This is a genomic window from Faucicola osloensis (genome assembly GCF_020041925.1).
GTDB classification, from domain to species: Bacteria; Pseudomonadota; Gammaproteobacteria; order Pseudomonadales; family Moraxellaceae; genus Faucicola; species Faucicola osloensis_D.
The window spans coordinates 1082893-1108846 of sequence record NZ_CP083409.1; the positions used below are offsets into that span (position 1 = coordinate 1082893).

The following is a 25954-nucleotide window of genomic DNA, read 5'->3' on the forward strand; positions in this document are numbered from 1 at the left end:
CAGATTAGGTAGCCATCAGACTTGGTAGCTATCAGATTTGTTAGCCATCGATGTAGCTTGGCTGTGCCAATCCGTTAATGAATTCAAGGCTTTATCAAGCAGACGATGCAGCTGATCCCATTCCTGCCCGCTCATCTGATGAAAAAACTTTGCTTCAAGCCCGCGACCAATCGTCTCACAAGTTTGCCACGCCTCCTCACCTGCCTCCGTCAAGCGTAGCTGCTGAATACGGTTATCTTGTTTATCTGGAATTTTTTCTATCAAGCTGCGCTGCTCAAGCCCTGCTAAATATTTGGATAACAGCGTTTTATCCAGTACCAATTTTACTTTAAGTTCGCTTGAAGTGATATTTGGGTAATCATGAATCAGTCTAAGTAGACGTATTTCTTTGACTCGCAGCCCGCAAGCTTTACGGTACAGTGGCTCGGCGGCATTGAGCACAAGGATTTTGATGACGTCAAGCTTGTAAGTGAGATAGGCATGATTGTTGGTTGGGGTTGGGATATCAAGCGCTGCCGCTGCCAGATAATGATACAGCGACATCTCACTGTCGCTATCTAAGTTTGGCGTATGGGTGTTGTGAGCAATAGTCGGTGTCGGCATAGAGATGGCTTACTTTTGTCAGATGATTTATTCCACAGTATAGCCGAAAGCTTGCATTTCCCATACCAGTTGCTCAGCAAAACCCCGCATAGTTCATTGATTATAGCCCGCCTATTAAATAAAGAAAGATAACTTTGATGGCTTCAGTTTGATGCCTCTAATTCATTAGGCTTGATTGATGGGGTTGATAGAGGTCGCCACCCTGACAAAATTTTTAACAACCCTGTTTGATGGCATCCCATCGTCGATATCCATCGTTTCGTCAATGACGGCTAAGTCGCTATTAGAAACAATCAAGCTTACACCAATCGCTCGACCGCTTTTTTCTTCCAAACAAATTGGTAGTACAAACCTTGTAAAACGCTCATCACTATAAAATTCGCCACATACGCCCACCAAATGCCCTGCAGTCCAAAATGACGACTGAGTAAAATCGCACTGGGAATCTCTACCAATAAGATAGTGCCGATACTGATAAACATGGGCTGCCACACCATGCCCGTCGCGCGCATCATGCCACTAAAAATCATGCCACTGCTAAAAAAAAGCAAACTCCATAACACAATGTGCAATAACTGCTGTGCCAGCACAATCACGCCTTCCACCGTGATAAACATCGCCATCAAATAACGGGAAAAAAGATACGCCAAAACAATTAACACACCAGTAATAATGAAATTGGTCATCATGGCAGTGCGAGTGACGCAGTTTAAGGCACTCGCCTTACCTGCGCCAATCGCTTGCGAGGCATAAATTGATGCCGCTATGGCAATCGACATGGCAGGAAATTGCACATAACTCAACACTTGGTTGACTGCGCCATAAGCTGCGGTGGCATTGGTACCAAAGCCATTGACCAGCCCAATAATCACCAAGCCAGATATCGCGCCCGTGACCATCTGAAACGCGGTAGGCAACCCCAACCGAATCACTTTACGCGCGATGTCGGGTTGGATGCGTATATATTTGAGCAATTGAGTATCAATTTGTAAGGGGTGATTTTTGGCACGGGTATAAAAAAACAAAAACAGCAATACCAACAACTGTGACAATAAAGTCGCAATCGCAGGGGCTTGGATATCGAGCTTGGGTAACCCAAACCAACCTTGAATGAGCGCAGGCGTCACCACAATTCCAATCACAATGGAAATACCCACGGCAAACAAGGGCGTCACCGAATCGCCAACCCCGCGCAATAACGAAGTATAAGCGATAAATAAAAACAGTAGCGGACTCCCTGCCAACATCAATTTGGCATAACGGTTTGCCAAGCCTTGAATCTCAGCAGGGACACCCATCTGCACAATGATAAACTGACTCAGCAAGCTGCCCGCAATCGCAATCATCACCCCTAATATCAAAATAATTGCAAAGCTATTGCCGGTAATTCGTTTGACCAGATCCAACTCTTTGGCACCCCAAGCCTGCCCTACCAAAATCGATGAGCCTGAAGCGATACCGATGATAAACGCCATCAAAAAAAACAGCACTGGGGCAAATACCGATACGGCGGCAATCGCCTGTACCCCTAGCATCTGCCCAACAAAAATGGTGTTAATCGTCCCTGACAGCGATTGCAAGATGTTGGTCAGCAGTAAAGGCAACAAGAAAAACAAAAACGGTCGCCATAGCGTGCCGACCGAACTAAAATCTGGAAGTTGTTGTGATTTTTTCATACCGTCAAATTTACTTAATAATCTTAATAATAATGATAACGATGGCTATTTTAATTATTTTTTTACTACCTACCTGTTAGGTAAATTTTATACAGTGTTAGATAACAACAAAAAGCGTATCGAAAGGCTAAAAATCTACCGACACTGGCAAAATTTTATTCATAGTAAACGATTGCCCAACAACATATCGCAATAAAATGTTAACTATCTTTCGTTATTACCCGTCATTTCACCGCTTACTTTAACAAAGATAACAAACGACACATATTCTCAAACTTTTATGGTCGATAACTCTGTTAAACTTTACCCTGTGCTTTGGTGCATAAGTGGCGATAACCAGCCACTTTGATAATGACAGAATCAAAAAATTCACTAAAAAAGAGAACAATAATGACAACCGACAACCAAACCGATACCCAGCAATTTCGCAGCGAAAAAGACACCATGGGCGCTGTCAACGTCCCTATAGATGCCTACTGGGGCGCGCAAACCGAGCGTAGTCGCAATAACTTTAAAATCGGTGGTGAAACCCTACCACAGCCGCTGATTGAAGCCATGGCACTGGTCAAAAAAGCCGCCGCCATCACCAATGCCAAATTAGAGCGTATCAGTGATGATAAACGTGACCTTATCGTGCAGGCCGCCGATGAAATCATCAACGGGGCACTGCGTGACCAATTTCCTTTGGTGGTTTGGCAGACAGGCTCTGGCACACAGTCAAACATGAATATGAATGAAGTGATTGCCAACCGCGCCAATGAACTTGTCGGTCAAGGCAAAGGTCGTTATCAGCCGATTCATCCCAATGACGATGTCAATCATGCCCAATCTACCAATGACAGCTTTCCCACCGCGATTCGGGTAGCGGCGGCGCGTCAGATTGTCTATCTGCTTATCCCTGCGGTGCAAAAACTGCGTGACACCTTAGCAAGCAAAGCTGAGCAGTTTGCTGGCATTGTAAAAATCGGACGTACCCATCTGCAAGATGCCACCCCTTTGACGCTAGGACAAGAGTTTAGCGGCTATGTCAGTCAGTTAGATCATGCGCTCATTCGTCTGGATGCCGCGCTACAGGGTCTGTATGAACTGCCTTTAGGCGGCACTGCAGTCGGTACCGGATTAAACGCTCACCCTGACTATGCCGAGCAGGTCGCGCAAACCCTAGCTGCGTTGACTGATGTGCCTTTTGTCACCGCGCCCAATAAATTTGAAGCATTAGCGGCCAGAGACGCTGAAGTTTTTGCTTCAGGTGCCCTAAAAACCTTGGCAGCGAGCCTCAATAAAATTGCCAATGATGTGCGCTGGTTGGCTTCAGGTCCTAGATGTGGGATTGGTGAGCTTAGAATTCCTGAAAATGAGCCAGGCTCCTCCATCATGCCAGGTAAAGTCAATCCAACCCAGTCTGAAGCCATGACGATGGTCGTCGCGCAAGTGATGGGCAACGATGTCACCATCAATATGGCGGGTGCGTCGGGTAATTTTGAACTCAATGTGTTTATGCCAGTCATTGGCTACAACCTACTGCAATCGATTCGCTTACTTGCCGATACCTGTGACAGCTTCAATGACCATTGCGCGGTAGGTATCGAGCCTGTGACAGAAAAAATTGATTATTTCCTACACAACTCATTGATGTTAGTCACCGCGCTCAATCGACATGTTGGCTATGAAAATGCAGCAAAAATTGCCAAAACTGCTTATAAAGAAAATAAAACCTTAAAACAAGTTGCCGTTGAGTTAGGTTTATTGACTGACGCCCAATTTGATGAGTGGGTCAAACCTGAAGCCATGACTAGTCCAAAGTGATTAATCGAAAGTGATTAATCGAAAGTGATTAATCGAAAGTGATTAATCGAAAGTGATTAATCGAAAGTGATTAATCGAAAGTGACTAATTGAAAGTGACTAATTGAAAGTGACTAATTGAAAGTGATTAGTCCAAAGTAATATGAAGGTTAATGCAGCGTAATCGCACTTTTTTATCAATCAATTTTTATCAAAAACTTTTTAGCCAGATGACAACCTTCTGGCTAAAAGCTAACTCTCGCATCGTTGGCTATTTACTAAATCGCCACTAGCTCTCTGATGCCTTTTTCTGGCATATCACGGCCCATGCCTTGGGCAATGACTTGCCCCCGTGCCATAACCGTATAGTTATCGGCAAGTTCTTCGGCAAAATCATAAAACTGCTCGACCAAAATAATCGCCATATCACCTTGGTTAGCCAAGCGACGAATCACCCGTCCGATATCTTTGATAATCGATGGCTGAATCCCTTCGGTCGGCTCGTCCAAAATCAGTACCCGTGGCTCAGAAGCCAGCGCCCTGGCTATCGCTAATTGTTGTTGCTGACCGCCTGACAAGTCACCGCCCCGGCGTTGGCTCATTTCATCGAGCACAGGAAAAATCTCGTACAAATGGTTTGGGACTTTTTTGGCTTTGCTGCCTTTAAACTTTGCCATGCCAATCAAGATATTTTCTTCTACGGTTAAGGTTGAAAAAATATCTCGCCCTTGTGGCACATACGCCATGCCTGCGCGCACGCGGTTTTCGGGCGATAATTTGCTGATGTCTTTGCCATCGAGCAAAATTTGACCCGATTTAATCGGTAAAACCCCCATCAGGCACTTTAACAGTGTGGTTTTACCCACGCCATTGCGACCGAGTACCACAGAACACTCACCCACAGGCGCGGTCATACTGACATCGCGCAAAATATGACTACCGCCATAATATTGATTGATTGTGTTTACTTCTAACATCGCTATCCCCTATCGCCCTAGATATTTTTCGATGACATCGTCGTTGGCTTGTACTTCAGCAAGCGTCCCTTCTGCCAAAATCGCCCCTTGCGCCAATACCGTCACTTGCTCACTGATGGTGTCAATAAAGCTCATGTCATGCTCAACCACCACTAAAGTATGATCTTTTTTGAGCTCCAAACATAGCTCGGCGGTGCGTTCGGTTTCGGCATCGGTCATGCCTGCCACTGGCTCATCGAGCAAAATCAGCTTGGGACGCTGCATCAGTAGCATCCCAATCTCTAGCCATTGTTTTTGCCCGTGCGACAACAATCCTGCAGGTTTATTGACAAACTCGCCCAAGCGAATCGTGGCTAAAGTCTGGTCAAGGGCATTTTGTGCATCCGGGTCAAGTTTGCTAAACAGGCTTTTTTTGACCCGCTTGTCTTTGGGTGCAGCTAGCAGTAAGTTCTCCATGACGGTAAAATTTTCAAACACCGTGGGTTTTTGAAATTTTCGCCCAATGCCAGCTTCGGCAATTTGCTCGGTGGTCATGCTAGCAAGATTGTGGGTTTGTCCAAAATACACTGACCCTTCCGTGGGGCGAGTTTTACCGGTAATCACGTCCATCAGCGTGGTTTTACCCGCACCGTTAGGTCCGATGATACAACGCAGCTCGCCTTCTTTGATGTACAAAGATAAGTTGTTTAAGGCGCGGAATTTATCAAACCACACGCTGACATCTTCCATATATAGGGCAATGCCTTTGCTAAAATCCGCTTCTTGTGACTTTAGCCGTCCGTAGTTGCTCTCAGCAAAGTCATTGATATTATTATCGTTTGTATTCATAACAGACTCTTTGATGTGTTATTAATGGGGTGTTTATGGGGTATTAGTCATCGGGTACAATTAAACTAACTACTGAGTTGCAGGCGGTCAGAATGACGCCGCTGCCGCCTAAGACTCTTGGTTTGTTTCCATATTTTTTGCGCTTGGCTTGGCCGTTTTTTTGCCCTGCGTGATGTTGTCCAATAGACCAATAATGCCTTTGGGTAAAAACAAGGTGACGACCACAAACAACCCGCCCAAAATCAATAGCCACGCTTCGGGATATGCCACAGTAAAGTAAGTTTTCACCGCATTGACCACACCTGCGCCCAATATCGCCCCAATCAGCGTGCCGCGTCCACCTGTGGCGACCCAGACCGCCATTTCAATCGAGTTGACAGGGTTCATCTCACTGGGGTTGATAATGCCCACTTGTGGCACATACAACGCGCCAGCAATCCCTGCGATAATCGCCGATAACACCCACGCAGATAGCTTGTACCATAGAGTACGGTAGCCAAGGTATTGCAAACGGTTTTCGCTATCACGCACGGCGCCCAATACGCGACCATACGGCTTGTGCATCAAATAACGTAAGCCAAGGTAGGCAAGCATCAGCACCAATGCTGTGGCAAAACATAGCAAGGTGCGTGTCATGGGAGCAGCGATGTCCATGCCCAAGATGGTTTTAAACCCGGTAAAACCGTTGTTACCGCCAAACCCAGTTTCGTTACGGAAAAATAGGAGTGATGCGGCAAACACCATGGCTTGGGTGATAATTGAGAAATACACGTCTTTGATTTTTGAGCGAAAGGCAAAAAACCCAAATATAAAAGCCACCAATGCCGGCACCAGCACGACCAATATCGCCGCCCAAGCAAAGTTGTCTGTGCCTGCCCAAAACCAAGGCATTTTATCCCAGCTCAAAAACCGCATAAACTCCGGTAAGCTGTTGCCTGATGCTTGGCGCATCAGATACATACCCATCGCATACCCGCCAAGGGCAAAGTACAAGCCATGTCCAAGGCTCAAAATACCCGCATATCCCCATACCAAGTCCAGTGCCAAAGCAACCATCGCCAGGCACATGATTTTGCCAATCAAAGTGACCCAATAAGCGGATAAATGCAGCGCTGAATCGGCAGGCAGCAAATGCAACCAAGGCAACACCATCAACACCGCAAAACAGCCCATAATTGCCAAGCGACTCACTGGTTTATCTGCAAATAATTGTAAAATACGCATTCTTTCACTCTCCAATGATTACTCGACAAAGCGACCTTTAAGGGCAAACAGACCTTGTGGGCGTTTTTGGATAAATAGCACCACCAGCACCAACAAAATAATTTTGGCAATCACTGCACCCATGCCAATCTCAAGCACGGTGCCACTCACGCCTAGACCCAAGGCTGCCAGTACTGCCCCCCAAATTTGACCGACACCGCCGACCACCACCACCAAGAAAGCATCGATGATGTAGTTTTGCCCCAAATCAGGACCGACGTTGCCCACTTGCGCCAAAGCGCAGCCTGCCAAACCTGCCAAGCCAGAGCCAAGCCCAAATGCCATCATATCGACACGCGCCGAGCGAATACCCACCGCACGCGCCATTTGCCGGTTTTGGGTCACGGCACGTACAAACAAACCGAAGCGGGTATATTTGAGTAAAAATACCAGTAATAACAATACGATAATGGTAAAGCCGATAATCGCAATACGGTTGTATGGCAGCATCAAGCTTGGGGTCAAAGCAACAGCGCCGCTTAGCCATGAAATATTTGAGACCTCGACGTTTTGCGCCCCAAAAATCATGCGAACTAACTGCATCAGAATCAAACTCACCCCAAACGTGGCAAGCAAGGTTTCTAGCTGTCTGCCATATAGCGGACGTATCACTACCCGCTCAATAATCATGCCAATGACAGCACTCACCAAAAACGCCAGCGGAATCGCGGCAAGCATGTACCAATCGACATAGCCTGCCAAATGGCTCTTAAAAAAACTTTGCACCACATAAGTGGTATAGGCACCAATCATGATGAGCTCACCATGCGCCATGTTAATGACACCCAATAGACCGTAAGTAATGGCAAGTCCCAACGCCGCCAACAACAAAATACTGGCGGTGCTAAAGCCAGAAAACACGTGTCCTGCCCACTCGCTGGCTTTGATACGCGATTTGACTTTGTCTTGGGTCGTTTGTAAGGCTTGTTTGAGCTCGGGTGAATGGCTGGTTTGTTTTGCCATTCCTTCGATATCGGCTAACACATCGGGACTATTACTGGAAGACAAGGTTTTTAATGCCGCAATCTGGGTCATCTCATCGCCCGATTGCAAATCCATACGCGCTTGCAGTTGCGCCAATGCTGCTTTTACCGTACTGTCTTTTTCATTGGCATAAATATCGGCAACGGTTTTTTTATCGAGCGTGGCGATATTGTCAGCTAGGATATCCACCGCTTTAAGACGCTCGCTGGCATCGTCGGATTTGAGTTTGGCTTTGGTCTGCCCTAGTGTCAACGCCGAACGCAGCGCGTTATTGAGCGTGACTTGGTTTAGGTCGCTTGGCCAATTGCTTACCAAAGTATGCGCAGGATAACTGTAGAGTTGGTCGGTGTTTTCTAAAGTATAAACATTGCCGGCATCATCACGGTACAGCTCGTCTTTGTTAATCAGCTCGACCAGCTTGTCATAGGATTGGCTGCTGCCGGTCCAGTTGTTGAGCATGGCTTGACGCCCTGCAAAATCGGCGGCTACGAATTTTTGAATATCATCGCCTGCGCTGGCTGTCGTGCTTGTGGCTGCCGTGCTTGTGGCTGCCGTGCTTGTGGCTGCGCTAGTTGGGGCTGCTGTGGCTGCTGTAGGGGTCATCGTAGTTGCCGAAGCGGTAGTTGCCTGTGCATTACTCACGCTTGGCAACGCAATGCCCATCGTGGTCGCTAGCGACATGCCGAGCACAATTTTTTTACTTTTTTGCAAAAACTGCCCGAGAGAATGATTACCATTGAGCATGATGGTCGCTCCTTAGTTTGTATGATTAGTCTTTATGATTAGGCCATCTGTTTGGTGGTGTGACGGATCAATGTTTAAATCAATCAATGTTTAAATCAATAAAAGGTGAAATCGTAAAATTTTGGCAAAAAAATAAGCCATACCAGCTGGGGTATTGATGCGCGGTATGGCTGTCACAACATCGATTGTTAACTTCATTCAAGCTTATTTGAAAGGCTTATTTTGGGATACTTATTTTGGAATATAAGGACTCCAAGGTTCAGCTTTAATGACATCTTTGGTTTTGTAAACCACATCAAACTGACCATCGGCACGGATTTGCCCGATCATCACAGGTTTGTGTAAGTGGTGATTTTCGACATCCATGGTTAGCGTGTAGCCCGATGGCGCGGCAAAGCTTTGACCTGCCATGGCAGCACGGACTTTATCCACGTCGGTGGATCCCGCTTTTTCAACCGCTTGCTTCCACATATTGATACCCACATAGGTGGCTTCCATTGGGTCATTGGTCACTACTTTATCGGCATTTGGCAGTTTGTGGTCAATGGCGTATTTTTTGTAAGCATTCACAAACTTGATGTTTACAGGGTTTTTGAGCGATTGAAAGTAGTTCCATGCTGCCAAGTGCCCAACTAATGGGGTGGTGTCGATACCACGAAGTTCTTCTTCACCCACAGAGAACGCCATCACAGGAATATCCGCCGCTTTGATGCCTTGGTTACCAAGCTCACGATAGAAGGGGACGTTTGAGTCACCATTGATGGTGGAGATAACGGCGGTCTTTTTACCCGCTGAGAATTTTTTGATATTACCCACGATGGTTTGGTAGTTGTTAAAGCCAAATGGGGTATATTCTTCCATGATGTCGCTCTCTGCCACGCCTTTAGACTTTAAGAACGCCCGTAAAATCTTATTGGTGGTACGGGGATACACATAGTCAGTACCCAATAGCACGAAGCGTTTGGCACCGCCGCCTTCTGGTGACATCAAGTATTCAACCGCAGGAAGGGCTTGTTGGTTGGGCGCGGCGCCGGTATAAAAGATGTTTTTGGACTGCTCTTGTCCTTCATACTGCACAGGGTAGAATAATAAGCCGTTCAATTCTTCAACCACAGGCAACACGGATTTACGAGAAACCGATGTCCAGCAGCCAAAAATAACCGCAACTTTGTCTTGTGTCAGTAGTTGGCGCGTTTTTTCGGCGAACAATGGCCAGTCTGAGGCAGGGTCGACAACCACAGGCTCAAGTTTTTTGCCCATCACCCCACCTTTGGCATTGATTTCATCAATCGCCATCAATGCGGTGTTTTTGAGCGATGTTTCAGAGATTGCCATAGTACCTGAGAGTGAATGCAAGATACCCACTTTGATGGTATCACCATTGCTAGGGGCAGGCGCACTACCGGTGGCAGCAGTGGTTGACGTGCCACTGGCTGGTTTGGCATCACTTGATGATTGCGGTTTTGAACAACCTGTCAACATCATACTGCCCGTTACCGCTAGGGCAACCAAGGATCTGCCAAATGCACGACGGCTTAATTGACGCTCAGTCGTGGTTAGCTCGGTGGTTTTTTTGTCTAACATGTGTCACTCCTAAAATAGATGGATTGCCGTTTTAAGGTAGGGCGTAACGGATAGGCTTTGGCTATCGGTTGCTGGTTGTCTTAACTGACTATAGTGACAATTCAATTAGTGTGCCAATCTGCATGTTAAAAGCTATTTTTGAAAATTTTATCAATTAAATCAAAATGTTGAATTGGTATAGTTAAAATCAGTTATTTTAAACAATCGCCCATTGGATAAATGCTGCTACTAGGTAAAAAATGGGCAAACTTTGGCGCCCTTAGCGATTTCACCAATCTGATAAACTGGCATGGTTTTTTGCACTATTACCATTCATCTGTCATTTATCTGGCATTGCTCTAGCATTGATTGTCGCTAAATAACGCTGTATCGCCAGTGTTTTTATGATATTACCCAATTTGTTGCATAAAAAAAGTGCAAGCCAGACAGCTTGCACTTTTTATCAAAGATGTTGTTAATCCCTAGTTAGCCAATACCAGTGCCATGCCCAATGCCGCTATAATTGAAGGTAGCCAAGACAGCTTGGGATGCGCATGGGCTTGTGCTTTTACCCAATTCATCACCCCTGCACCCACAGCAAACAAGGCAGACATCGCGGTTATCATGCCTAAGCCAAACCCTTGACTCACGCTACTGACAGGCATCTCCACGGCATGCGCCATGCCATGAAATAGCGTCAAACCAAATAAGCTGATCGCCATCATAAGCGAAAAGCTTTTTTGATTGGCTTGTGCTATCTTGGTGCGCTGCGCCAAAACTGCGACCGCTGTCAACACCACCGATAGCAAAATCGCACCTTCAATAATTGATGAGCCAATCGCCACATGAAATAGTTGCACCAAAGCAAACCCTAACAGTAAGCTCGTCACCAACAAGCCTAAACCCAGTTTTTTGTGACGGGCAAACACCATGCCCATGCCAACTGCAAGCACAACGTGGTCAAGACCTGAGATAGGGTGCATGAGCCCTGCGGTGACGGCAGCCATTAAATCTACCGAACTTGCGACTGCATGCTGGGTTAAACCATGACCGACATGCGCCACTGCCACACTCGAAAGACTAAAAAGCGCGGTTGCCAACGCCGTTTTTTGGGTTGTTTTTTGGGTTAAAGTTTTCATTATGTCTCCTTAATTTTATTGCATTTTTTACATATTTTCGCTTGAGCTTGGTAAATGTTGGACCGGCTGTGACGGAATCTCTAGCGCTCTTAGCATGCCCTGTTGTTGGATAAATTTGATAATGTCATCCAAACCGTCTTGAGTTTTCATGTTGCTAAACACAAACGGCTTATCGCCGCGCATTTTTTTGGCGTCTTTGTCCATAATCGACAAATCCGCGCCCACGAGTGGCGCAAGGTCAGTTTTATTGATAATCAGCAAATCTGATTTGGTAATCCCAGGTCCACCTTTACGGGGGATTTTGTCGCCTGCACTCACATCAATCACATAAATGGTCAAATCCGACAACTCTGGGCTAAAGGTCGCCGCCAAGTTATCACCGCCCGACTCAATGATAATCAGTTCAAGACCATCAAAGCGATTTTGCAAGGTGGCCACGGCATTAAGATTAATCGACGCATCTTCACGAATCGCTGTGTGTGGACAGCCGCCCGTTTCCACGCCGATAATCCGCTCAGCGGGCATGGCATCGTGGCGGGTCAAAAACTCCGAATCTTCTTTGGTATAAATATCGTTGGTAATCACCGCCATGTTGTACACATCTTTGAGACGGCGACACAGACTTAAAGTCAAAGCGGTTTTGCCAGAGCCAACAGGCCCGCCAATGCCAAGACGTAACGGGGATAGGCAAGGCTCTTGGGTTGGGGTTTTTTGGGTAAAGCCAGTCATGGGGTTTCCTTGTAAATGATATTAAAGACAGGGGTTTTAGGAACGAAACAGACGACTATATTGCTGTTCATGATGACAGGATAATTCTGCCAACGACGGTACAGACGCTGATAGTTGCAAGTGGTTGATTAACATCAGTAATGTTTGGGCATGCTGCTGTGCCTGTAAAAACTGTGGCGCAATGTCTTGTAGCTTAGCCACAACCACCTGCCGATGATGAATGGCTGTCAATGCCGTTTTGACTTTGCTGGCTTGCGTTTGGCAAAGCTTGGCAATCGGTTCATCCATCGCTTGCCCCAATTGCCAAATAATTCGTTGACCTGCCATTTGTCCCAACGGTAAGGTTTTGACAATCGCCAAGGTCAGATTTTCCATTTGAGCAAACGCATAAGTCGTCAGGCTATCGGCTATGGGCAGTTGCCAAAAATACGCCAAGCGAGCAAATAACGGTAAATAGCCTTGCGCTATCCAATCTTGTGGCATCGCAAGGTCGAGCACGCCATCGAGCCAGGCACAAAATGCCTGCGCCAATTGTTGACTCTCTAATAAAAACTCATGGCTATCACGGCTTGCCCCATAAAAATTGGCTAGACTATCCACCAAGCTGTGGTGAGTTGTTTGCGCTGACAGCTGCATCATACTTGCCATCAGCGGCAGTTCAAAATTGAGTAAAACCTCTTGCTGATACGCCTGCAAAAACGCCAAACTACTGGCTTCATCATGGATAAAGCCTTGCTCAATGGCAGACTCTACGCCTTGGGAATAGGTATAACTACCAATCGGCAAATTGCTCGACGCTAGCATCATCAGCTTAAGCAATTGTTGTGGCGGTGTCGTCTGTGTGAGGTACGATGTTGTTATCATCGTATTCATGAAAAAAACGTGGCTTTGGTTAAATCACCGACGATTGCGCTTTGCGTATCTGCATGGCTTAACCGATTATCATGTCCATGTGAATGACCGCCATGCCCATACGCCCCTGTTTCGGGTTCAAAAGCGTGTTCCACTTCGCTCACGGTTAAGCCTAACTTCACTAGCATATCGGCAAGCACATAATCGGGCTCAAAGTATAAGGCATACTGCGCTTGACCCTGCTCAACGAGCATCAGTGGTACATGACGGTTTCCCAAATGATAGGCCCCCCGCATCAGTTCAAAAGCATTGTCGGCGGTGACTTTGGTGAGGGTTTGCGGTTTGGCAAAAATTTGTATGATATCTCCTGTGTCGTTTTGCACCACATCACCATCTTTGAGCGTACCTGTGCGTGGCAGGTCGATACCGACCGCTTCACCATTTTGCAGGGTTGCACGAAAGCGTGACCGCTGGCGTGTGTCAAAATCAAGCTGCAAAAACTGCCCGTTTGCTTGTTGATTGAGCAAATCGGCTTGCTGTTGGTGAGTTAACTGTTGCACCCGCTGATTATAAATTTTCATTATTATCCTTTGTTAAATTTTCTACCTACTCAGAATTTGCCCATGACAACCGCATTTTTGACAGCGACCCTCTTTAAATTGATGTTCACAGTTGTTATAGCCATACAGTAAATGCGATTAGTTTGGGCAAAGATTTTGCATTGGCGATACATTGTTAAAAAACTCACTGCCACACTCATCACAGGTTACATGAGATTGTTCGGTTTTAGTCATCACATTGGCATTCATAGCTAAAATCACATTTAAAATAAGAAATACCGCTGTGCCATTGGCAACACAGCCGACGGTTCGCAAGTGAGAAGCTCACCGTCAGCACGTACTTCATAGGTTTCTGGGTTGATCGACATCTCGGGACAATAGCTATTAAACCGCATATCTTTTTTGCGAATGTTACGAATCCCCTGCACGGGTCGAATCACTTTTTGCAAGCCAAGTTTGTGTTGGATATTGTTGTCAAAGGCGATTTTGGATACAAAGGTGATACTGGTTTGGTGGGTGGCTTTGCCAAAGCTTGCGAACATCGGACGATAATGCACTGGCTGTGGGGTTGGGATCGAGGCATTGATATCGCCCATCGGGTAAGCGGCGATGCTACCACCTTTTAAAATCGTGTCAGGTTTGACCCCAAAGAATTTGGGCGACCATAGCACCAAATCCGCCCATTTACCGACTTCTACCGAACCGACTTCCTCGGCAATACCGTGGGTAATGGCAGGATTAATGGTGTATTTGGCGATATAGCGTTTGATGCGAAAATTGTCGTTGCTCTTGATGTCATCTACATCAGTGAGCGTGATACCTTGCTCGCTGTGGCTAGATACATCGGGTGCTAAAAATCCGCGTTGGCGCTTCATTTTATCCGCCGTTTGCCAAGTGCGGATAATTACCTCGCCCACCCGTCCCATCGCTTGCGAGTCGCTACTCATCATCGAGATTGCCCCCAAATCGTGCAAAATATCTTCAGCGGCGATGGTTTCTTGGCGGATACGACTCTCAGCAAAGGCGATATCTTCGGCAATCGCAGGGCTCAAATGGTGACAGACCATCAGCATGTCGAGATGCTCATCAATGGTATTGATGGTAAACGGACGCGTGGGATTGGTCGACGACGGTAATACATGCGGCTCGCCAATCGCCCGCAAAATATCAGGGGCGTGCCCGCCGCCTGCGCCTTCGGTGTGAAAGGTGTGAATACAGCGGTCTTTAAAGGCATTTAGCGTGCTTTCTAGATAGCCACTTTCGTTGAGCGTATCGGTGTGAATCGCCACTTGCACATCATACTCTTCGGCAACGCTCAAGCAGTTATCAATCGCTTGCGGCGTGGTGCCCCAGTCTTCGTGCAGTTTTAGCCCGACCACACCCGCTTCGATTTGCTCGACAATCGGCTGCGGCAAACTGACATTGCCTTTGCCCAGTAGCCCAATGTTCATGGGCATGTCATCAAGGGCTTTGAGCATGGTTTCGATATGGTATTTGCCGTTGGTGCAGGTGGTGGCAAGTGTGCCTTGGGCAGGTCCTGAACCACCGCCAATCATGGTCGTCACTCCAGACATCAAGGCAACTTCCGCCTGCTGCGGCGCGATAAAGTGAATATGGGTGTCAATCCCGCCCGCGGTCAAAATTTTGCCTTCACCTGCAATAATCTCGGTGCTTGCGCCAATGGCGATGGTGACATTGGATTGAATATCGGGGTTGCCCGCCTTGCCAATCGCCCAAATTCGGCTATCTTTTATCGCTACATCGGCTTTATAAATCCCGGTATAATCCAAGATAAGCGCGTTGGTAATCACAGTGTCAGCCACTTCGGCAAACGGTCGCTGCCCTTGCCCCATGCCGTCACGAATCACTTTGCCACCGCCAAATTTGACCTCTTCACCATAGCTGGTAAAGTCTTTTTCCACTTCCAGCCACAGCTCGGTATCAGCAAGACGCAGTTTATCGCCCACGGTTAAGCCAAAATGCTCGGCATACATTTGGCGGGGTACGGTTTTTTGTGATTTTGCTAAACTTGCGGTATCAACAGATGCGGTGACTTGCCCCATCACCCGCCCAGCAAACCCAAAAATCGCCTTATTGCCACCGAACTCGACCAGTTCAACTGATCGCGCTTGCCCTGGCTCAAAACGCACTGCTGTACCCGATAAGATATTTAAGCGAAACCCAAGCGCCTTGTCACGGTCAAACGCCAGTGCGTCATTGGCTTCGGCAAAATGGTAGTGAGAGCCGATTTGAATCGGTCTGTCGCCGGTGTTTTTGACCAAAATAGTTTGGACGGCGCGCCCTTCATTCAGGATAATGGCTTGGTCTTTTAGCTTATATTCGCCAACTTTCATGGTTTACCCCTTATATTGTTTAAATCACACAATCGGTTGGTGAATGGTCACCAGTTTGGTACCATCGGGAAAGGTGGCTTCCACTTGCACATCGTCAATCATCTCGGCGATGCCATCCATCACATCCTCACCCGTCAGCCACGTGGTGCCTTCGCCCATCAACTGTGCCACTGTTTTTCCCTCTCTTGCCCCTTCGAGTACCAACATACTGATATAGGCTATTGCTTCTGGATAGTTAAGTTTTAAGCCACGTTGTTTGCGGCGCTCGGCAACCAGTCCTGCGGTAAAAATAAGTAATTTATCTTTTTCGGCGGGGGTTAAATGCATGGGTTACTCCAATTGTTTTTTTAGTATTAAAAATTAGACCGTCACTGCCGCTAGGTTGCCCAAATTCGGGGCAAATGACTGGCTTTTTGCCACATTAAAGTGCGAATTTCACCACGAACTGCACCAAAACTGTCAAAACATTGGCGGACATCATCCCCCAAATAGCGAATAATCATCACCTCCCCTGTTTGGGTGCAAGAGACAGGCAAGCTATGGTGGTCGATAAATAAACGTAATTGCTTAACCCATTCAATCAGCTGTTTTTGCGCATCAACGCTTGGCACAACCCATAAGCTGGCAAAGACACTGTGGTTATTGAGACCCACGGGTGAGCCAAACCAATCGTGTTCAGCACAGTGATGTAAAGTATCAGCAAGCAGCAATTTGGGCTGCTCATCCACGCGCCAAAATAGGTTTGATAACCGCATCTCGCCTGTACTATAGCGCTCGCCATGATGCTCTCGCCCTAACAGGTTAATTTCCCAAGCGATAACACTGGCAGCTGGGCTGATAAAAAACTGATTGGTAGCATGGGCAAAACTTGCGTTATAAAAACAGTTTTCTTGCGGTAGCCATTCAAAACGGCTGTCATCTTGTAGATAAACCGTGACATTTTGAACAGCATAACTATTTAAATCTTCTTGGTTTTTTTGAGTTTTTTTGGTTGGTGAACTCTCATCGGTTTGCTTGTTAGCGGTGTAACTTGGTAAATTACCGTACCATTTATTTGCCCCGGGCGTGGTAATCACGGCGTGGGCGTGATGTTTTACGCCAATGTCAATATCGAGCTTATCGCCTAAGGCGATGCCGGCGGGCGGATACAGCATGATGACATGACAAATACCTTGCTGTTCACCGCTTTCAGGATACAAGGCTTTTTGTACCCGCAAGGCGCCTTGGTGGTGGCGTTGTACCAAATTGGTGCGAGCATGCTCACCCGCATGTTGGGTGTCAAAAGCTAAGGTAAGGACTGAGTGCCAAGCCATATCTATCTAACTATATGAAAAATATATGGTTTTATAGAATGCAAGGGCTGTGCCACATTGCGGCAGCGAGCCTTGATACCAACATGGTAAAGCCCAAATCAGGGATGTTTACACGGTTTGGGCTGTTATTAGACTTGAGTATCGACTTCTGTCAGTTGCCGATGACGCTGCAAGGGCAATTTGATAGAGTTTAGGAGAGTGGCTAAAAGAATTAATACCATCCCTGAGTACTGCATGCCATTGAGCGATTGGTGCAGTAATACGATCGACAATACAATCGCGGTAAACGGCTCAAACACGGTAAATACCGAGGCTTTGGTTGCAGGGAGTTTGTGCAGGGCTGACATATACAAGAAAAACGGAATCACGGTACCCACTAGGCTGAGCCCCATCACCCACAACCAAGTGATAGCAGGCATGGTGAAGGCTTTGGCATAGGTTTGATAGGTCATCGGTAGGAATAATAAAGCCATGGCACTAATCACCACTGAGCTAAAAAACACCAAGGTCGGCGGATAGTGTTTGTGTAAGGCTTTTTTTCCTAAAATGCCATACAGTGAATAGCACACCCCAGACAATAGACCAAATACAATCCCCCAACTCAAAGTAAAGTTCTCACTGAGCATTGTCAGTGCCACGCCCAATACCGCGATGCAAGCTAAGGTAAATGATTTTTTTGTTATCGGTTCTTTTAATAAAAAAAATGCCAATACCAAACTAAAAATCGGCGCCGTATATAGTAGCGATACCGCAATGCCCGCGCCCACAAAATTGACCGCGATAAAATAGCAAACCGTCATGCCTAACACGCCAATCAACGATTGCAAGCTCAACTGTAATATCTCGCTGACTGATAACTGCCTAATGGATGTCCACAACGATGGCAATAATATCAGTAGCATCATAGCAGCGGTCACCACTCTTAAAATGGCAATTTGCACACTATCAAAACCCAGTTGATGTAGATAGGTAGTAAAGATACCCAGCGTGCCCCAACAGATAGCCGCCACAATGACTTGCAAGCCACCCATCGTCGCATGATTGAGCGTGTTAGGGGATTTGTTGGTAGCGAAAGCAGTTTTACGAGTCACTGGCAATTCCTAAAAAAACGGGGGATAAAAAAAGTGATTCTAGCAAACAAGGTTGGCTAAAACCACTTTGGGAAAAAACTTAAATTAACTTCATGGGGTTATTGATAACCGTAGTTAATCGATTATTTTTCTAACCTCTTTCTAACATCGACACACTATCGGATTTTTTATACATCACCGTTGCTGCCAGTGCGATTACGCTTGCTATCACCAATAACCAAGCTGGCGCGATTTGACTGCCTGTTTTGCTCATTAACCAAGTTGCCATCAAGGGGGTTGTGCCACCAAGTAGCGCATTGGCTGAGTTAAAGGTGAAAGCAAAACCTGAATAACGTACCTCGACTGGGAAAATCTCGCTTAAAAATGCCGGTAGTGTACCGTCATTGACGGATAATAACAGCGAGAATACCAGTTGAATCAAAACAATCGTTAAAAACCCACCCAGGCTTAGCATATGAAACAAAGGCACTGTCAACGCGATAAACAATACAGATGCGATGATCAGCATGGTTTTACGACCGTATTTGTCTGACAATTTACCCATGGTAAAAATCATACCGATATAAGCGACTAATGAAATGGAGGCAGCTAGCAGCGACTGCGTTTCATTGATGTGCATTTGGGTCGATAAATAAGTCGGCATATAGCTTAGGATTAAGTAAAAAGCCACCGCATTCAAACTACATAACATAAAGGCAATGCACAAAGTTTTTTTATGGTTGGCAAACAAATTTTTGATTGGCACAGGTTTTTCAATGGTGCTTTCTTCAAACGCCTTAAAAGCCGGGGTTTTTTCAAGATTCAACCGCATATATCGACCTACCAAACCCAGTGGTGCAGCCAATAAAAACGGAATACGCCAGCCCCAAGTTTGTACAAAATCAGCATCCATAAAGGCGGTCATAGCTGCCGCAATCAGCGATCCCAGTAATAGACCCGCGGATGTACTGGCAGGTACGATACTGGTATAAAACCCTTTTTTGTCGGGCGGCGCATACTCTGCCATAAATGCTGATGCCCCTGCATACTCTCCCGAAGCTGAAAAACCTTGAATCATGCGCAACAATAACAACAACACAGGGGCCAAGATACCCACGGTGGCATAGCTTGGCAACAATCCGATTAAGAAAGTAGCACCCGACATAATCAAAATCGACCAAGATAAAGCCGCTTTTCGACCGTATTTATCACCAATATGTCCCCAAAAAATACCCCCAAACGGACGGACAATAAAGGATAGCGCAAAAATTGCATAAGTTGACATCAATGCGACGGTTGGATCGGTTTTAGCGAAAAATACGCTAGCGATGACAGTGGCAAAATAGCCATACGATGCGTAATCAAACCACTCGACAAAGTTACCAATAAAACTGGCTTTGGCGGCTTTTTTGAGTAACACAGGATCTTTAACATACGGCTCGGCAGCTGGTTGTTGAATTGCTACGGCAGTGGGTGAAAGTGCAAAAGTTGTCATTTAGTTTCCCCTTGGTTGGTAGTAAGTCATGCTAAAGTAAGCTAACTGATAATGTTATGTGCAGGACCATAGGCGAAGCCTGTGATATTGTCAGCGCCCGTTTCAGTTAAAACCAAAATATCATGTTCACGATAACCGCCTGCCCCTGCCATACCTTCTGGAATCATAATCATCGGTTCCATTGAGATGACCATATTTGGCTCAAGTACCGTATCAATGTCTTCACGCAGTTCTAACCCTGCTTCACGGCCATAATAGTGTGACAACACGCCAAATGAGTGCCCATAACCAAAGGTGCGGCGGTCTAAAATGCCATATTCGGCATAGATTTTGTTGAGCTCTAAGGCGATATCACAGCAACGAACGCCAGGTTTGATGAGTTTTATGCCTTCTTCATGCACTTTGCAGTTAATTTCCCAATAGTTGAGCGTGGCTGCATCAGGTTCACCAAAATACAGCGTACGCTCCAGCGCCACATAGTAGCCTGCAATCATCGAAAAGCAGTTTAAACTTAAAATATCATTGCGCTGCACTTTGCGATTGGTCACAGGATTGTGCGCGCCATCGGTGTTGATACCTGATTGAAACCACGTCCAAGTATCCATGAGCTCGACATGCTCAAAGCGTTGCCCGATTTCTCGTACCATCGCTTGCGTAGAGGCTAACGCTACCTCATACTCAGGAACCCCTTCATGCACGGCGTTGACGAGCGCTGCCCCACCAATGTCACAAACCTGTGCACCTTGCTTGATAAGGGCGATTTCCTCGGCTGATTTCACCATCCGCATTTTCATACAAGCTTGGCTGATATCGACAAACTCGACATTGGGCAACGCGTCTTGTAGTTTTTTCAAACGTTCAATGGGTAAGTGATCGTATTCAATCCCCACTCTGCCTTTGTTGTTGATTTGACTTGCCACGGCTTTAAAATAGTTATCACGTTGCCAGTCGGTATAGACGATATTGTCATCGCCCATGGTACGTCGCCAAGGCTGTCCACCGTCGATATTGGCGGAGATAGTCACTACTTTGTCTTGGTCGATGACCAAACCATAGAAACGTCCAAATGAGCAATATAAGAAGTCTGCATAGTAGTTGATATTGTGATAGGAGGTGAATAACACGCTATCAATGTCGCTTTTTGCCATATAGGCTTTAAGCTTTTGTTGGCGGTTTTGGTATTCTTGGGCGCTAAAAGTCGGCTTGACCTTCTCGCCATTTTTGATTTGGATTAAGCTTGGCATGCTAAGTGCAGTATCCAGGCTAGCCGCTTTATTTATCATATGTTCAACTGACTGATTCATTGTTTGCGCCTCACGAGGTTTAGGTTGATGTTAAGAAATTCTTTGCTCTCCACATCCCTCATCATACGCAAATTTAAAAATTCAGTTTTTCATAAGACGACATTTTTTTGATTAATTACGACAACACGGCTTGTCCATTCATACTTTATTTATGACAGCGAATATTAAAAAAATTGGTTTTTTATTGATTGATGGCTTTACCATGATGGCTTTTAGCAATGTCATCGAGCCGTTACGAATGGCAAACTATGTCAGTAGCCAACCACTATATAGCTGGATTATTAGTGGTTTTGCAGGTCATCAGACCAGTGCCAGTAATGGGGTGCAAGTCACTCATACCGCTGAAATCAAACATCTATTTGATTGTGAACTCGTGTTTATCTGCGGGGGCTATGAAGCCGAAAATTTAATGACAGACGCGCTAAAGGGGATTGTGGAGCGTTTAGCCGTTCGGGATATTGCGTTAGGGGGGCTTTGTACGGGGGCAATAGCGCTTGCGAATGCAGGGTTGTTAGCCAATCAATCAGCCTCGCTGCATTGGGAAAATGTTACGCTGGCTCAGGAACAATTTGGCAATGTAAAATTCTTAAACCATATTTTTACCATTGGTGATCGGCTTTATACCTGCTCTGGCGGGGTATGTGCGCTTGATATGACCCTGCACATCATCAAGCAGCACTTTGGGCGAGAAATCGTTGAAAAAATTCAAGACATGTTTGTCATCACGGCTATCCGAGAGCCAGCGAGTATCCAACATTTACCCAAACCAAAGACCCTCAGTCATAGCTACGCCCATGTCATCGATGCTATCACGTTAATGAAAACCAATATCGAAGAACCGCTCACGCTAGCGGACATTGCTAAATATGTCGGTATTTCTGAAAGACAACTACAGCGGCAATTTGCCAAACAACTAGGGGCCTCACCCCAACAGTATTATCTTAATTTACGATTAGAGCATGCTAAAAATCTACTCCAACATACCACCATGCCAGTGACCACCATTTCAATGGCGACTGGCTTTTTCAATCTGGCATCTTTTTCCAGAGCCTTTCAACAGCAGTTTAATATGTCAGCCAGTGATTTTCGAAAAACGCTATAAGGGTTAATGCGTCTTGTACCATCGCTTAATCAGGTGGTTGCTTTTATTATTTAAAAAACTTATTTATCCCACTGCCAATGAATGGCTAACTGGTCTAACACGGTTTTGGCTTGTGGTTGATGTGACGCATCGCCATCTAGGTTGACTAGCACAATAAACCCATAAGTAGAATCATCTTTGCTGCTGACGGTAGCCTTGATATGATGTTGTAGTAGTAATTCACTGACAGCCATCACGGTCGCTTGACGTTTTAGTGCAGGTTTAAATACTTTACCCACTGCGGTTAAGGGTAATGCATCGATCACGTAGATGGCTTTAGGAATCGCGGCTTTTTCGCCAATGTTTTGTTGGCAAAATTGCATCAGTTTATCAGTATCTAAGTTGACACCCGGCTTAGGGGCAACGAATAAAACCGGTAACTCGCCTGTATAGCTATCAGGTTTACCAATGGCAGCACAGCCAGCTACCCCGTCATATTGATAAACCACCTCTTCGATCATTTTTGGGTCAATATTGTGTCCCCCTCGGATAATTAACTCTTTTTTTCTACCCGTCAAGAAAAAGTAGCCGTCTGCATCTTGATAGCCCAAATCGCCGGAATTAAACCAAGTTTCATTGTCCGTGTCAGTTACCCAAATCCCCTGATTTTGCTGCGCCAAATAATAGCCAACAAACACATTATCGCCGCGAATACAAATATTACCCACCTCACCTGTGTTGGCAACTCGCACAAACTTGCCATTATCATCAAGCATCATCACTTGCATAGGCTGATATGGGAAGCGTAGCCCTATTGAACCAATTTTCTTCTCCCCAAATCTTGGATTCGCTGAACTACCACAATTACCTTCCGTCATACCATACGCTTCAATGATTTGTACCCCTGTTTGTTTTTCAAATTGTTTAAATACTTCTATCGGCATTGGGGCTGCGCCACACAAACAGTGCTTTAAACTAGCAATATCATGGTCGCCAACTGGTAGATTTAATAATCCAGCAAAAAGCGTGGGCACACCACTAAAAAAGTTCACGCGATAATGCCCAATAATCGCCCAAAAATTTACCATCACCCCATCGCCGCGATAGCCCTCTGGCGAAACTAGCAGAATTTCACCCCCCATCGATAACGGTAATAATCCTGTAACCATGACGGCATTGACGTGAAATAGGGGTAGTCCGCACAGCACGACATTGCCCTGATTTAGCATGTCATCACCAAACAATGTCCGTGCCTGTAAGACATTGGCGACTTCATTCTTATGATTACGCATGGCAATTTTGGGCATGCCAGTTGTACCACCGGTTCCAAAGAATGAAGACAGATCCTCAGGCACAATGGTACGGGGGTTAATTAATTTATCTTTGGGCTGGTTTTCAATCCCAGTGTAAAAGTCATGATAGATGACCCTCTCTGGTAACTGCTGTACAAATTCTTTATTTGCATCTGGCAAGGTTATATTAAGTTGATGGGCGACATGATGAGCCATCGTCACCCCAATGATATGCTGCAAACTTGGGGTGAGCTTGGCAACCGCGACCGCCTTGTCCCAAAGCTGCGGCTTGTTATCTTGATTGGGTAATGGCGCAAGCATGATGAGTAGCGTGGCTTTGACTTCATTTAATAAGCCAGCAATCACAGAAGGTTCAAGCAATGGGTTAATCGGAAAAATAATACCCGTTGCCTCGCCACCCCAGATACAAAAATGGGTTTCGGGTAAATTTGGCAACAATATCGCAATGACCGTATCTTTATCCGCGCCCAACGAAAAAAGCATATTGGCGGTTTGACGTATATATGCTAATAGCTCCCGATAGCTATAGCTTGTGCTGTTTTGATACTGCGTAGCATTTAAAACAAAAGTAAGGGCTTTTTCATCGCCAAACTGAGCTTCGCTCTCACATAGCATCTGATAGGTGCTGCTAGGCAGGTTTAAAGGAAAATTTTGTTCATACTGTTTGAGGTCGTCCTGATTTTTTATTTGCTGGTTCATAGGGTCAAAGTCCTTTTTACTGTTAAATTAAGTATCGTAATACTTTGAAATCATCTCTAGAAATAATTGCCTCTAGAAATAATACGGTATGTCAGTCAAAAATTCTGATATTGTTTCGTACATATTTGCTACAGTTAGCTGATGTGATGGACAAACTCAGTTAACTCATGAAACTACGGGAAAAAGGATGTTCCGATGATTGTACTATTGGGGCAGGTGCGATGACCGTATCACATGCCAACGATAGCTATTTTTGGGTTGTCAGTCAGTTTAGTCGTATGAGTGTGCCACAAGCCTATAAAGCACATACTGTCGCTACAGGTATCCAAGGAGTCGTTAGCATGGTGTTTATCTGGTTATTATCGATTATTCTGCTTTAGGTCATACCCTGTCATAAAATAACTTTAGGAAAAGCACCGTGAAAATTATTATTGCGCCAGATTCATTTAAAGAAAGTCTCACTGCCAGTGAAGTATGTGATGCCATTGAGACAGGATTTACCACTGTTTTTAAAGAAGCTGACATCATTAAAATACCGATGGCAGATGGTGGTGAAGGCACGGCTGCCGCGCTTAAAGAAACGCTGTCTGGCGAATGGCAACGTATCATTGCACATGACCCTTTGATGCGCCCGATTGAAGCAAGCTATGTGCTACTGCCCAATCAAACCGCCATTATTGAGATGGCAAGCTGTGCTGGCTTGCACCTACTGACACAGTCAGAGCGAGACCCAAGTATCGCTACCACTTATGGCGTGGGTGAAATGCTACTTGATGCGATTGATAAAGGCGCAAAACATATTATCCTAGGTATCGGTGGCAGTGCCACCAATGATGCAGGTACAGGTATGCTAAAGGCCTTGGGCTATCGTTTTTTGGATGCACAGCATCATGAGCTTGCGCAAGGCGGTAAAGCGTTAGCGGCATTGGCGTTTATTGACAGCAGTGGGGTTAGCGATAAAATCGCTGATATTAGTATTACTGTCGCCTGTGATGTGACCAATCCATTATGTGGCAAACTCGGTGCTAGCCATGTGTATGCCCCGCAAAAAGGGGCGACGCTAGACGATATCGTTATTTTAGATAATGCACTTAACCATTTTGCCAATATTGCCAGCCGTCAAAATTTCCCCGATAATCGTAATGAAGCAGGCGCAGGTGCCGCAGGCGGTTTGGGTTTTGCGTTAATGACATTTTTATCGGCAACACTGACAGGCGGGTTTCAGTTGGTAAGTGAATTTAGTAATCTTGAGCAAATGATTCAGCAAGCAGATTTGGTCATCACCGGTGAAGGGAAGATGGATTTTCAAACGTCCATGGGCAAAGTGGCATCAGGCGTGCTATCCCTTGCCAAAGCAGTTAATGTGCCGGTTATCGCCATTTGTGGCGTGGTCGATGACCCTCACAGCCATTGGAAAGACGATGGTTTTACAATAGCGATGCCCAGTATTCAAACTTTAGGCTCGCTTGATGAAGCACTTGCTTTAGCAAAACAAAATGTTGAAAAGACTGCCTATAATATCGCGATGGCAATGCAATTGGGTCAACAATTAAACCGTTAGTATTTAGCCCTATAAAGATGCTCGCATATTAATGAGTTGCGCTAATAAAATAACAATGACCA

Annotated in this window: 23 protein-coding genes; 4 read left to right on the top strand and 19 right to left on the bottom strand. The window is 45.8% G+C overall.

Annotation, left to right across the window (positions count from 1 at the left end; all coding sequences use genetic code 11):
* Positions 1–15: 15 nt before the first annotated feature.
* The 3 genes from LAJ61_RS04760 to LAJ61_RS04765 all read right to left on the bottom strand — a co-directional run bounded on the left by LAJ61_RS04760 (position 16) and on the right by LAJ61_RS04765 (position 2279).
* Positions 16–603 carry a MarR family winged helix-turn-helix transcriptional regulator gene (locus LAJ61_RS04760; RefSeq protein WP_224054657.1) on the bottom strand — a complete coding sequence of 196 codons (588 nt, stop codon included), beginning with the start codon at positions 601–603 and terminating at the stop codon, positions 16–18.
* A 165-nt stretch (positions 604–768) separates the two neighbouring features.
* Positions 769–900 (bottom strand): hypothetical protein, encoded by a 132-nt coding sequence (locus LAJ61_RS11145; RefSeq protein WP_267460938.1) that lies wholly within the window; start codon positions 898–900, stop codon positions 769–771.
* A 2-nt stretch (positions 901–902) separates the two neighbouring features.
* Positions 903–2279: an MATE family efflux transporter gene (locus LAJ61_RS04765; protein WP_224054658.1), complete on the bottom strand. Its 1377-nt coding sequence runs from the start codon at positions 2277–2279 to the stop codon at positions 903–905.
* A gap of 390 nt (positions 2280–2669) precedes the next feature.
* Here LAJ61_RS04765 and fumC point away from each other — a divergent pair, with 390 nt between their 5' ends.
* Positions 2670–4085, top strand: coding sequence for a class II fumarate hydratase (gene fumC / locus LAJ61_RS04770; RefSeq protein WP_224054659.1), 1416 nt, complete (start codon positions 2670–2672; stop codon positions 4083–4085).
* A gap of 256 nt (positions 4086–4341) precedes the next feature.
* Here the strand turns inward: fumC and urtE are convergent, their stop codons facing one another.
* The 15 genes from urtE to LAJ61_RS04845 all read right to left on the bottom strand — a co-directional run bounded on the left by urtE (position 4342) and on the right by LAJ61_RS04845 (position 21238).
* Complete coding sequence (gene urtE, locus LAJ61_RS04775; protein WP_224054660.1) at positions 4342–5040, bottom strand: urea ABC transporter ATP-binding subunit UrtE; 699 nt, start codon at positions 5038–5040, stop codon at positions 4342–4344.
* A gap of 9 nt (positions 5041–5049) precedes the next feature.
* Positions 5050–5868 carry an urea ABC transporter ATP-binding protein UrtD gene (urtD, locus tag LAJ61_RS04780; protein WP_095356662.1) on the bottom strand — a complete coding sequence of 273 codons (819 nt, stop codon included), beginning with the start codon at positions 5866–5868 and terminating at the stop codon, positions 5050–5052.
* 108 nt (positions 5869–5976) lie between these two features.
* Entirely contained in the window at positions 5977–7092 is a 1116-nt protein-coding gene (urtC, locus tag LAJ61_RS04785; protein WP_224054661.1) for an urea ABC transporter permease subunit UrtC, read from the bottom strand.
* 18 nt (positions 7093–7110) lie between these two features.
* Entirely contained in the window at positions 7111–8718 is a 1608-nt protein-coding gene (gene urtB, locus LAJ61_RS04790) for an urea ABC transporter permease subunit UrtB (protein ID WP_224054805.1), read from the bottom strand.
* Between the two features lie 372 nt (positions 8719–9090).
* The gene (gene urtA, locus LAJ61_RS04795) at positions 9091–10344 is read right to left on the bottom strand and encodes an urea ABC transporter substrate-binding protein (RefSeq protein WP_224054806.1); all 1254 of its coding nucleotides are present in this window, start codon (positions 10342–10344) and stop codon (positions 9091–9093) included.
* A gap of 560 nt (positions 10345–10904) precedes the next feature.
* On the bottom strand, positions 10905–11561 hold the full coding sequence (locus LAJ61_RS04800; protein ID WP_224054662.1) for a HupE/UreJ family protein: 657 nt from the start codon (positions 11559–11561) through the stop codon (positions 10905–10907).
* Positions 11562–11588: 27 nt separating this feature from the next.
* The gene (gene ureG, locus LAJ61_RS04805) at positions 11589–12290 is read right to left on the bottom strand and encodes an urease accessory protein UreG (RefSeq protein WP_224054663.1); all 702 of its coding nucleotides are present in this window, start codon (positions 12288–12290) and stop codon (positions 11589–11591) included.
* A 36-nt stretch (positions 12291–12326) separates the two neighbouring features.
* Positions 12327–13163 carry an urease accessory protein UreF gene (locus tag LAJ61_RS04810; RefSeq protein WP_224054664.1) on the bottom strand — a complete coding sequence of 279 codons (837 nt, stop codon included), beginning with the start codon at positions 13161–13163 and terminating at the stop codon, positions 12327–12329.
* On the bottom strand, positions 13160–13723 hold the full coding sequence (ureE, locus tag LAJ61_RS04815; protein ID WP_224054665.1) for an urease accessory protein UreE: 564 nt from the start codon (positions 13721–13723) through the stop codon (positions 13160–13162). The genes LAJ61_RS04810 and ureE overlap by 4 nt, the downstream gene beginning before the upstream one ends.
* Before the next feature lie 242 nt (positions 13724–13965).
* Positions 13966–16056 (bottom strand): urease subunit alpha, encoded by a 2091-nt coding sequence (ureC, locus tag LAJ61_RS04820; RefSeq protein WP_224054666.1) that lies wholly within the window; start codon positions 16054–16056, stop codon positions 13966–13968.
* A gap of 24 nt (positions 16057–16080) precedes the next feature.
* Positions 16081–16383, bottom strand: coding sequence for an urease subunit gamma (locus LAJ61_RS04825; RefSeq protein ID WP_036599279.1), 303 nt, complete (start codon positions 16381–16383; stop codon positions 16081–16083).
* A 50-nt stretch (positions 16384–16433) separates the two neighbouring features.
* Entirely contained in the window at positions 16434–17369 is a 936-nt protein-coding gene (locus tag LAJ61_RS04830) for an urease accessory protein UreD (RefSeq protein WP_224054667.1), read from the bottom strand.
* A gap of 128 nt (positions 17370–17497) precedes the next feature.
* Positions 17498–18460 (bottom strand): DMT family transporter, encoded by a 963-nt coding sequence (locus tag LAJ61_RS04835; RefSeq protein ID WP_224054668.1) that lies wholly within the window; start codon positions 18458–18460, stop codon positions 17498–17500.
* 130 nt (positions 18461–18590) lie between these two features.
* A complete protein-coding gene (locus LAJ61_RS04840; RefSeq protein ID WP_224054669.1) occupies positions 18591–19934 on the bottom strand; it encodes an MFS transporter in 1344 nt (447 codons plus the stop codon).
* 41 nt (positions 19935–19975) lie between these two features.
* The gene (locus LAJ61_RS04845) at positions 19976–21238 is read right to left on the bottom strand and encodes an aminopeptidase P family protein (protein ID WP_228744264.1); all 1263 of its coding nucleotides are present in this window, start codon (positions 21236–21238) and stop codon (positions 19976–19978) included.
* Positions 21239–21389: 151 nt separating this feature from the next.
* Here LAJ61_RS04845 and LAJ61_RS04850 point away from each other — a divergent pair, with 151 nt between their 5' ends.
* Positions 21390–22340, top strand: coding sequence for a GlxA family transcriptional regulator (locus LAJ61_RS04850; protein ID WP_224054670.1), 951 nt, complete (start codon positions 21390–21392; stop codon positions 22338–22340).
* 59 nt (positions 22341–22399) lie between these two features.
* Here the strand turns inward: LAJ61_RS04850 and LAJ61_RS04855 are convergent, their stop codons facing one another.
* Positions 22400–24331 carry an acyl-CoA synthetase gene (locus tag LAJ61_RS04855; protein ID WP_224054671.1) on the bottom strand — a complete coding sequence of 644 codons (1932 nt, stop codon included), beginning with the start codon at positions 24329–24331 and terminating at the stop codon, positions 22400–22402.
* Between the two features lie 167 nt (positions 24332–24498).
* On the opposite strand from LAJ61_RS04855, the gene LAJ61_RS04860 reads away from it, so the two are divergent.
* A complete protein-coding gene (locus LAJ61_RS04860) occupies positions 24499–24711 on the top strand; it encodes a GntT/GntP/DsdX family permease (protein WP_159676802.1) in 213 nt (70 codons plus the stop codon).
* A gap of 38 nt (positions 24712–24749) precedes the next feature.
* Positions 24750–25892, top strand: coding sequence for a glycerate kinase (locus LAJ61_RS04865; protein WP_224054672.1), 1143 nt, complete (start codon positions 24750–24752; stop codon positions 25890–25892).
* Positions 25893–25954: the final 62 nt, after the last annotated feature.

Coding starts and splice junctions, on each gene's coding strand:
- LAJ61_RS04760 (WP_224054657.1), bottom strand. CDS start 603: ATGCCGACACCGACTATTGCTCACAACACCCATACGCCAAACTTAGAT.
- LAJ61_RS04765 (WP_224054658.1), bottom strand. CDS start 2,279: ATGAAAAAATCACAACAACTTCCAGATTTTAGTTCGGTCGGCACGCTA.
- fumC (WP_224054659.1), top strand. CDS start 2,670: ATGACAACCGACAACCAAACCGATACCCAGCAATTTCGCAGCGAAAAA.
- urtE (WP_224054660.1), bottom strand. CDS start 5,040: ATGTTAGAAGTAAACACAATCAATCAATATTATGGCGGTAGTCATATT.
- urtD (WP_095356662.1), bottom strand. CDS start 5,868: ATGAATACAAACGATAATAATATCAATGACTTTGCTGAGAGCAACTAC.
- urtC (WP_224054661.1), bottom strand. CDS start 7,092: ATGCGTATTTTACAATTATTTGCAGATAAACCAGTGAGTCGCTTGGCA.
- urtB (WP_224054805.1), bottom strand. CDS start 8,718: ATGACCCCTACAGCAGCCACAGCAGCCCCAACTAGCGCAGCCACAAGC.
- urtA (WP_224054806.1), bottom strand. CDS start 10,344: ATGATGTTGACAGGTTGTTCAAAACCGCAATCATCAAGTGATGCCAAA.
- LAJ61_RS04800 (WP_224054662.1), bottom strand. CDS start 11,561: ATGAAAACTTTAACCCAAAAAACAACCCAAAAAACGGCGTTGGCAACC.
- ureG (WP_224054663.1), bottom strand. CDS start 12,290: ATGACTGGCTTTACCCAAAAAACCCCAACCCAAGAGCCTTGCCTATCC.
- LAJ61_RS04810 (WP_224054664.1), bottom strand. CDS start 13,163: ATGAATACGATGATAACAACATCGTACCTCACACAGACGACACCGCCA.
- ureE (WP_224054665.1), bottom strand. CDS start 13,723: ATGAAAATTTATAATCAGCGGGTGCAACAGTTAACTCACCAACAGCAA.
- ureC (WP_224054666.1), bottom strand. CDS start 16,056: ATGAAAGTTGGCGAATATAAGCTAAAAGACCAAGCCATTATCCTGAAT.
- LAJ61_RS04825 (WP_036599279.1), bottom strand. CDS start 16,383: ATGCATTTAACCCCCGCCGAAAAAGATAAATTACTTATTTTTACCGCA.
- LAJ61_RS04830 (WP_224054667.1), bottom strand. CDS start 17,369: ATGGCTTGGCACTCAGTCCTTACCTTAGCTTTTGACACCCAACATGCG.
- LAJ61_RS04840 (WP_224054669.1), bottom strand. CDS start 19,934: ATGACAACTTTTGCACTTTCACCCACTGCCGTAGCAATTCAACAACCA.
- LAJ61_RS04845 (WP_228744264.1), bottom strand. CDS start 21,238: ATGAATCAGTCAGTTGAACATATGATAAATAAAGCGGCTAGCCTGGAT.
- LAJ61_RS04850 (WP_224054670.1), top strand. CDS start 21,390: ATGACAGCGAATATTAAAAAAATTGGTTTTTTATTGATTGATGGCTTT.
- LAJ61_RS04855 (WP_224054671.1), bottom strand. CDS start 24,331: ATGAACCAGCAAATAAAAAATCAGGACGACCTCAAACAGTATGAACAA.
- LAJ61_RS04860 (WP_159676802.1), top strand. CDS start 24,499: ATGAAACTACGGGAAAAAGGATGTTCCGATGATTGTACTATTGGGGCA.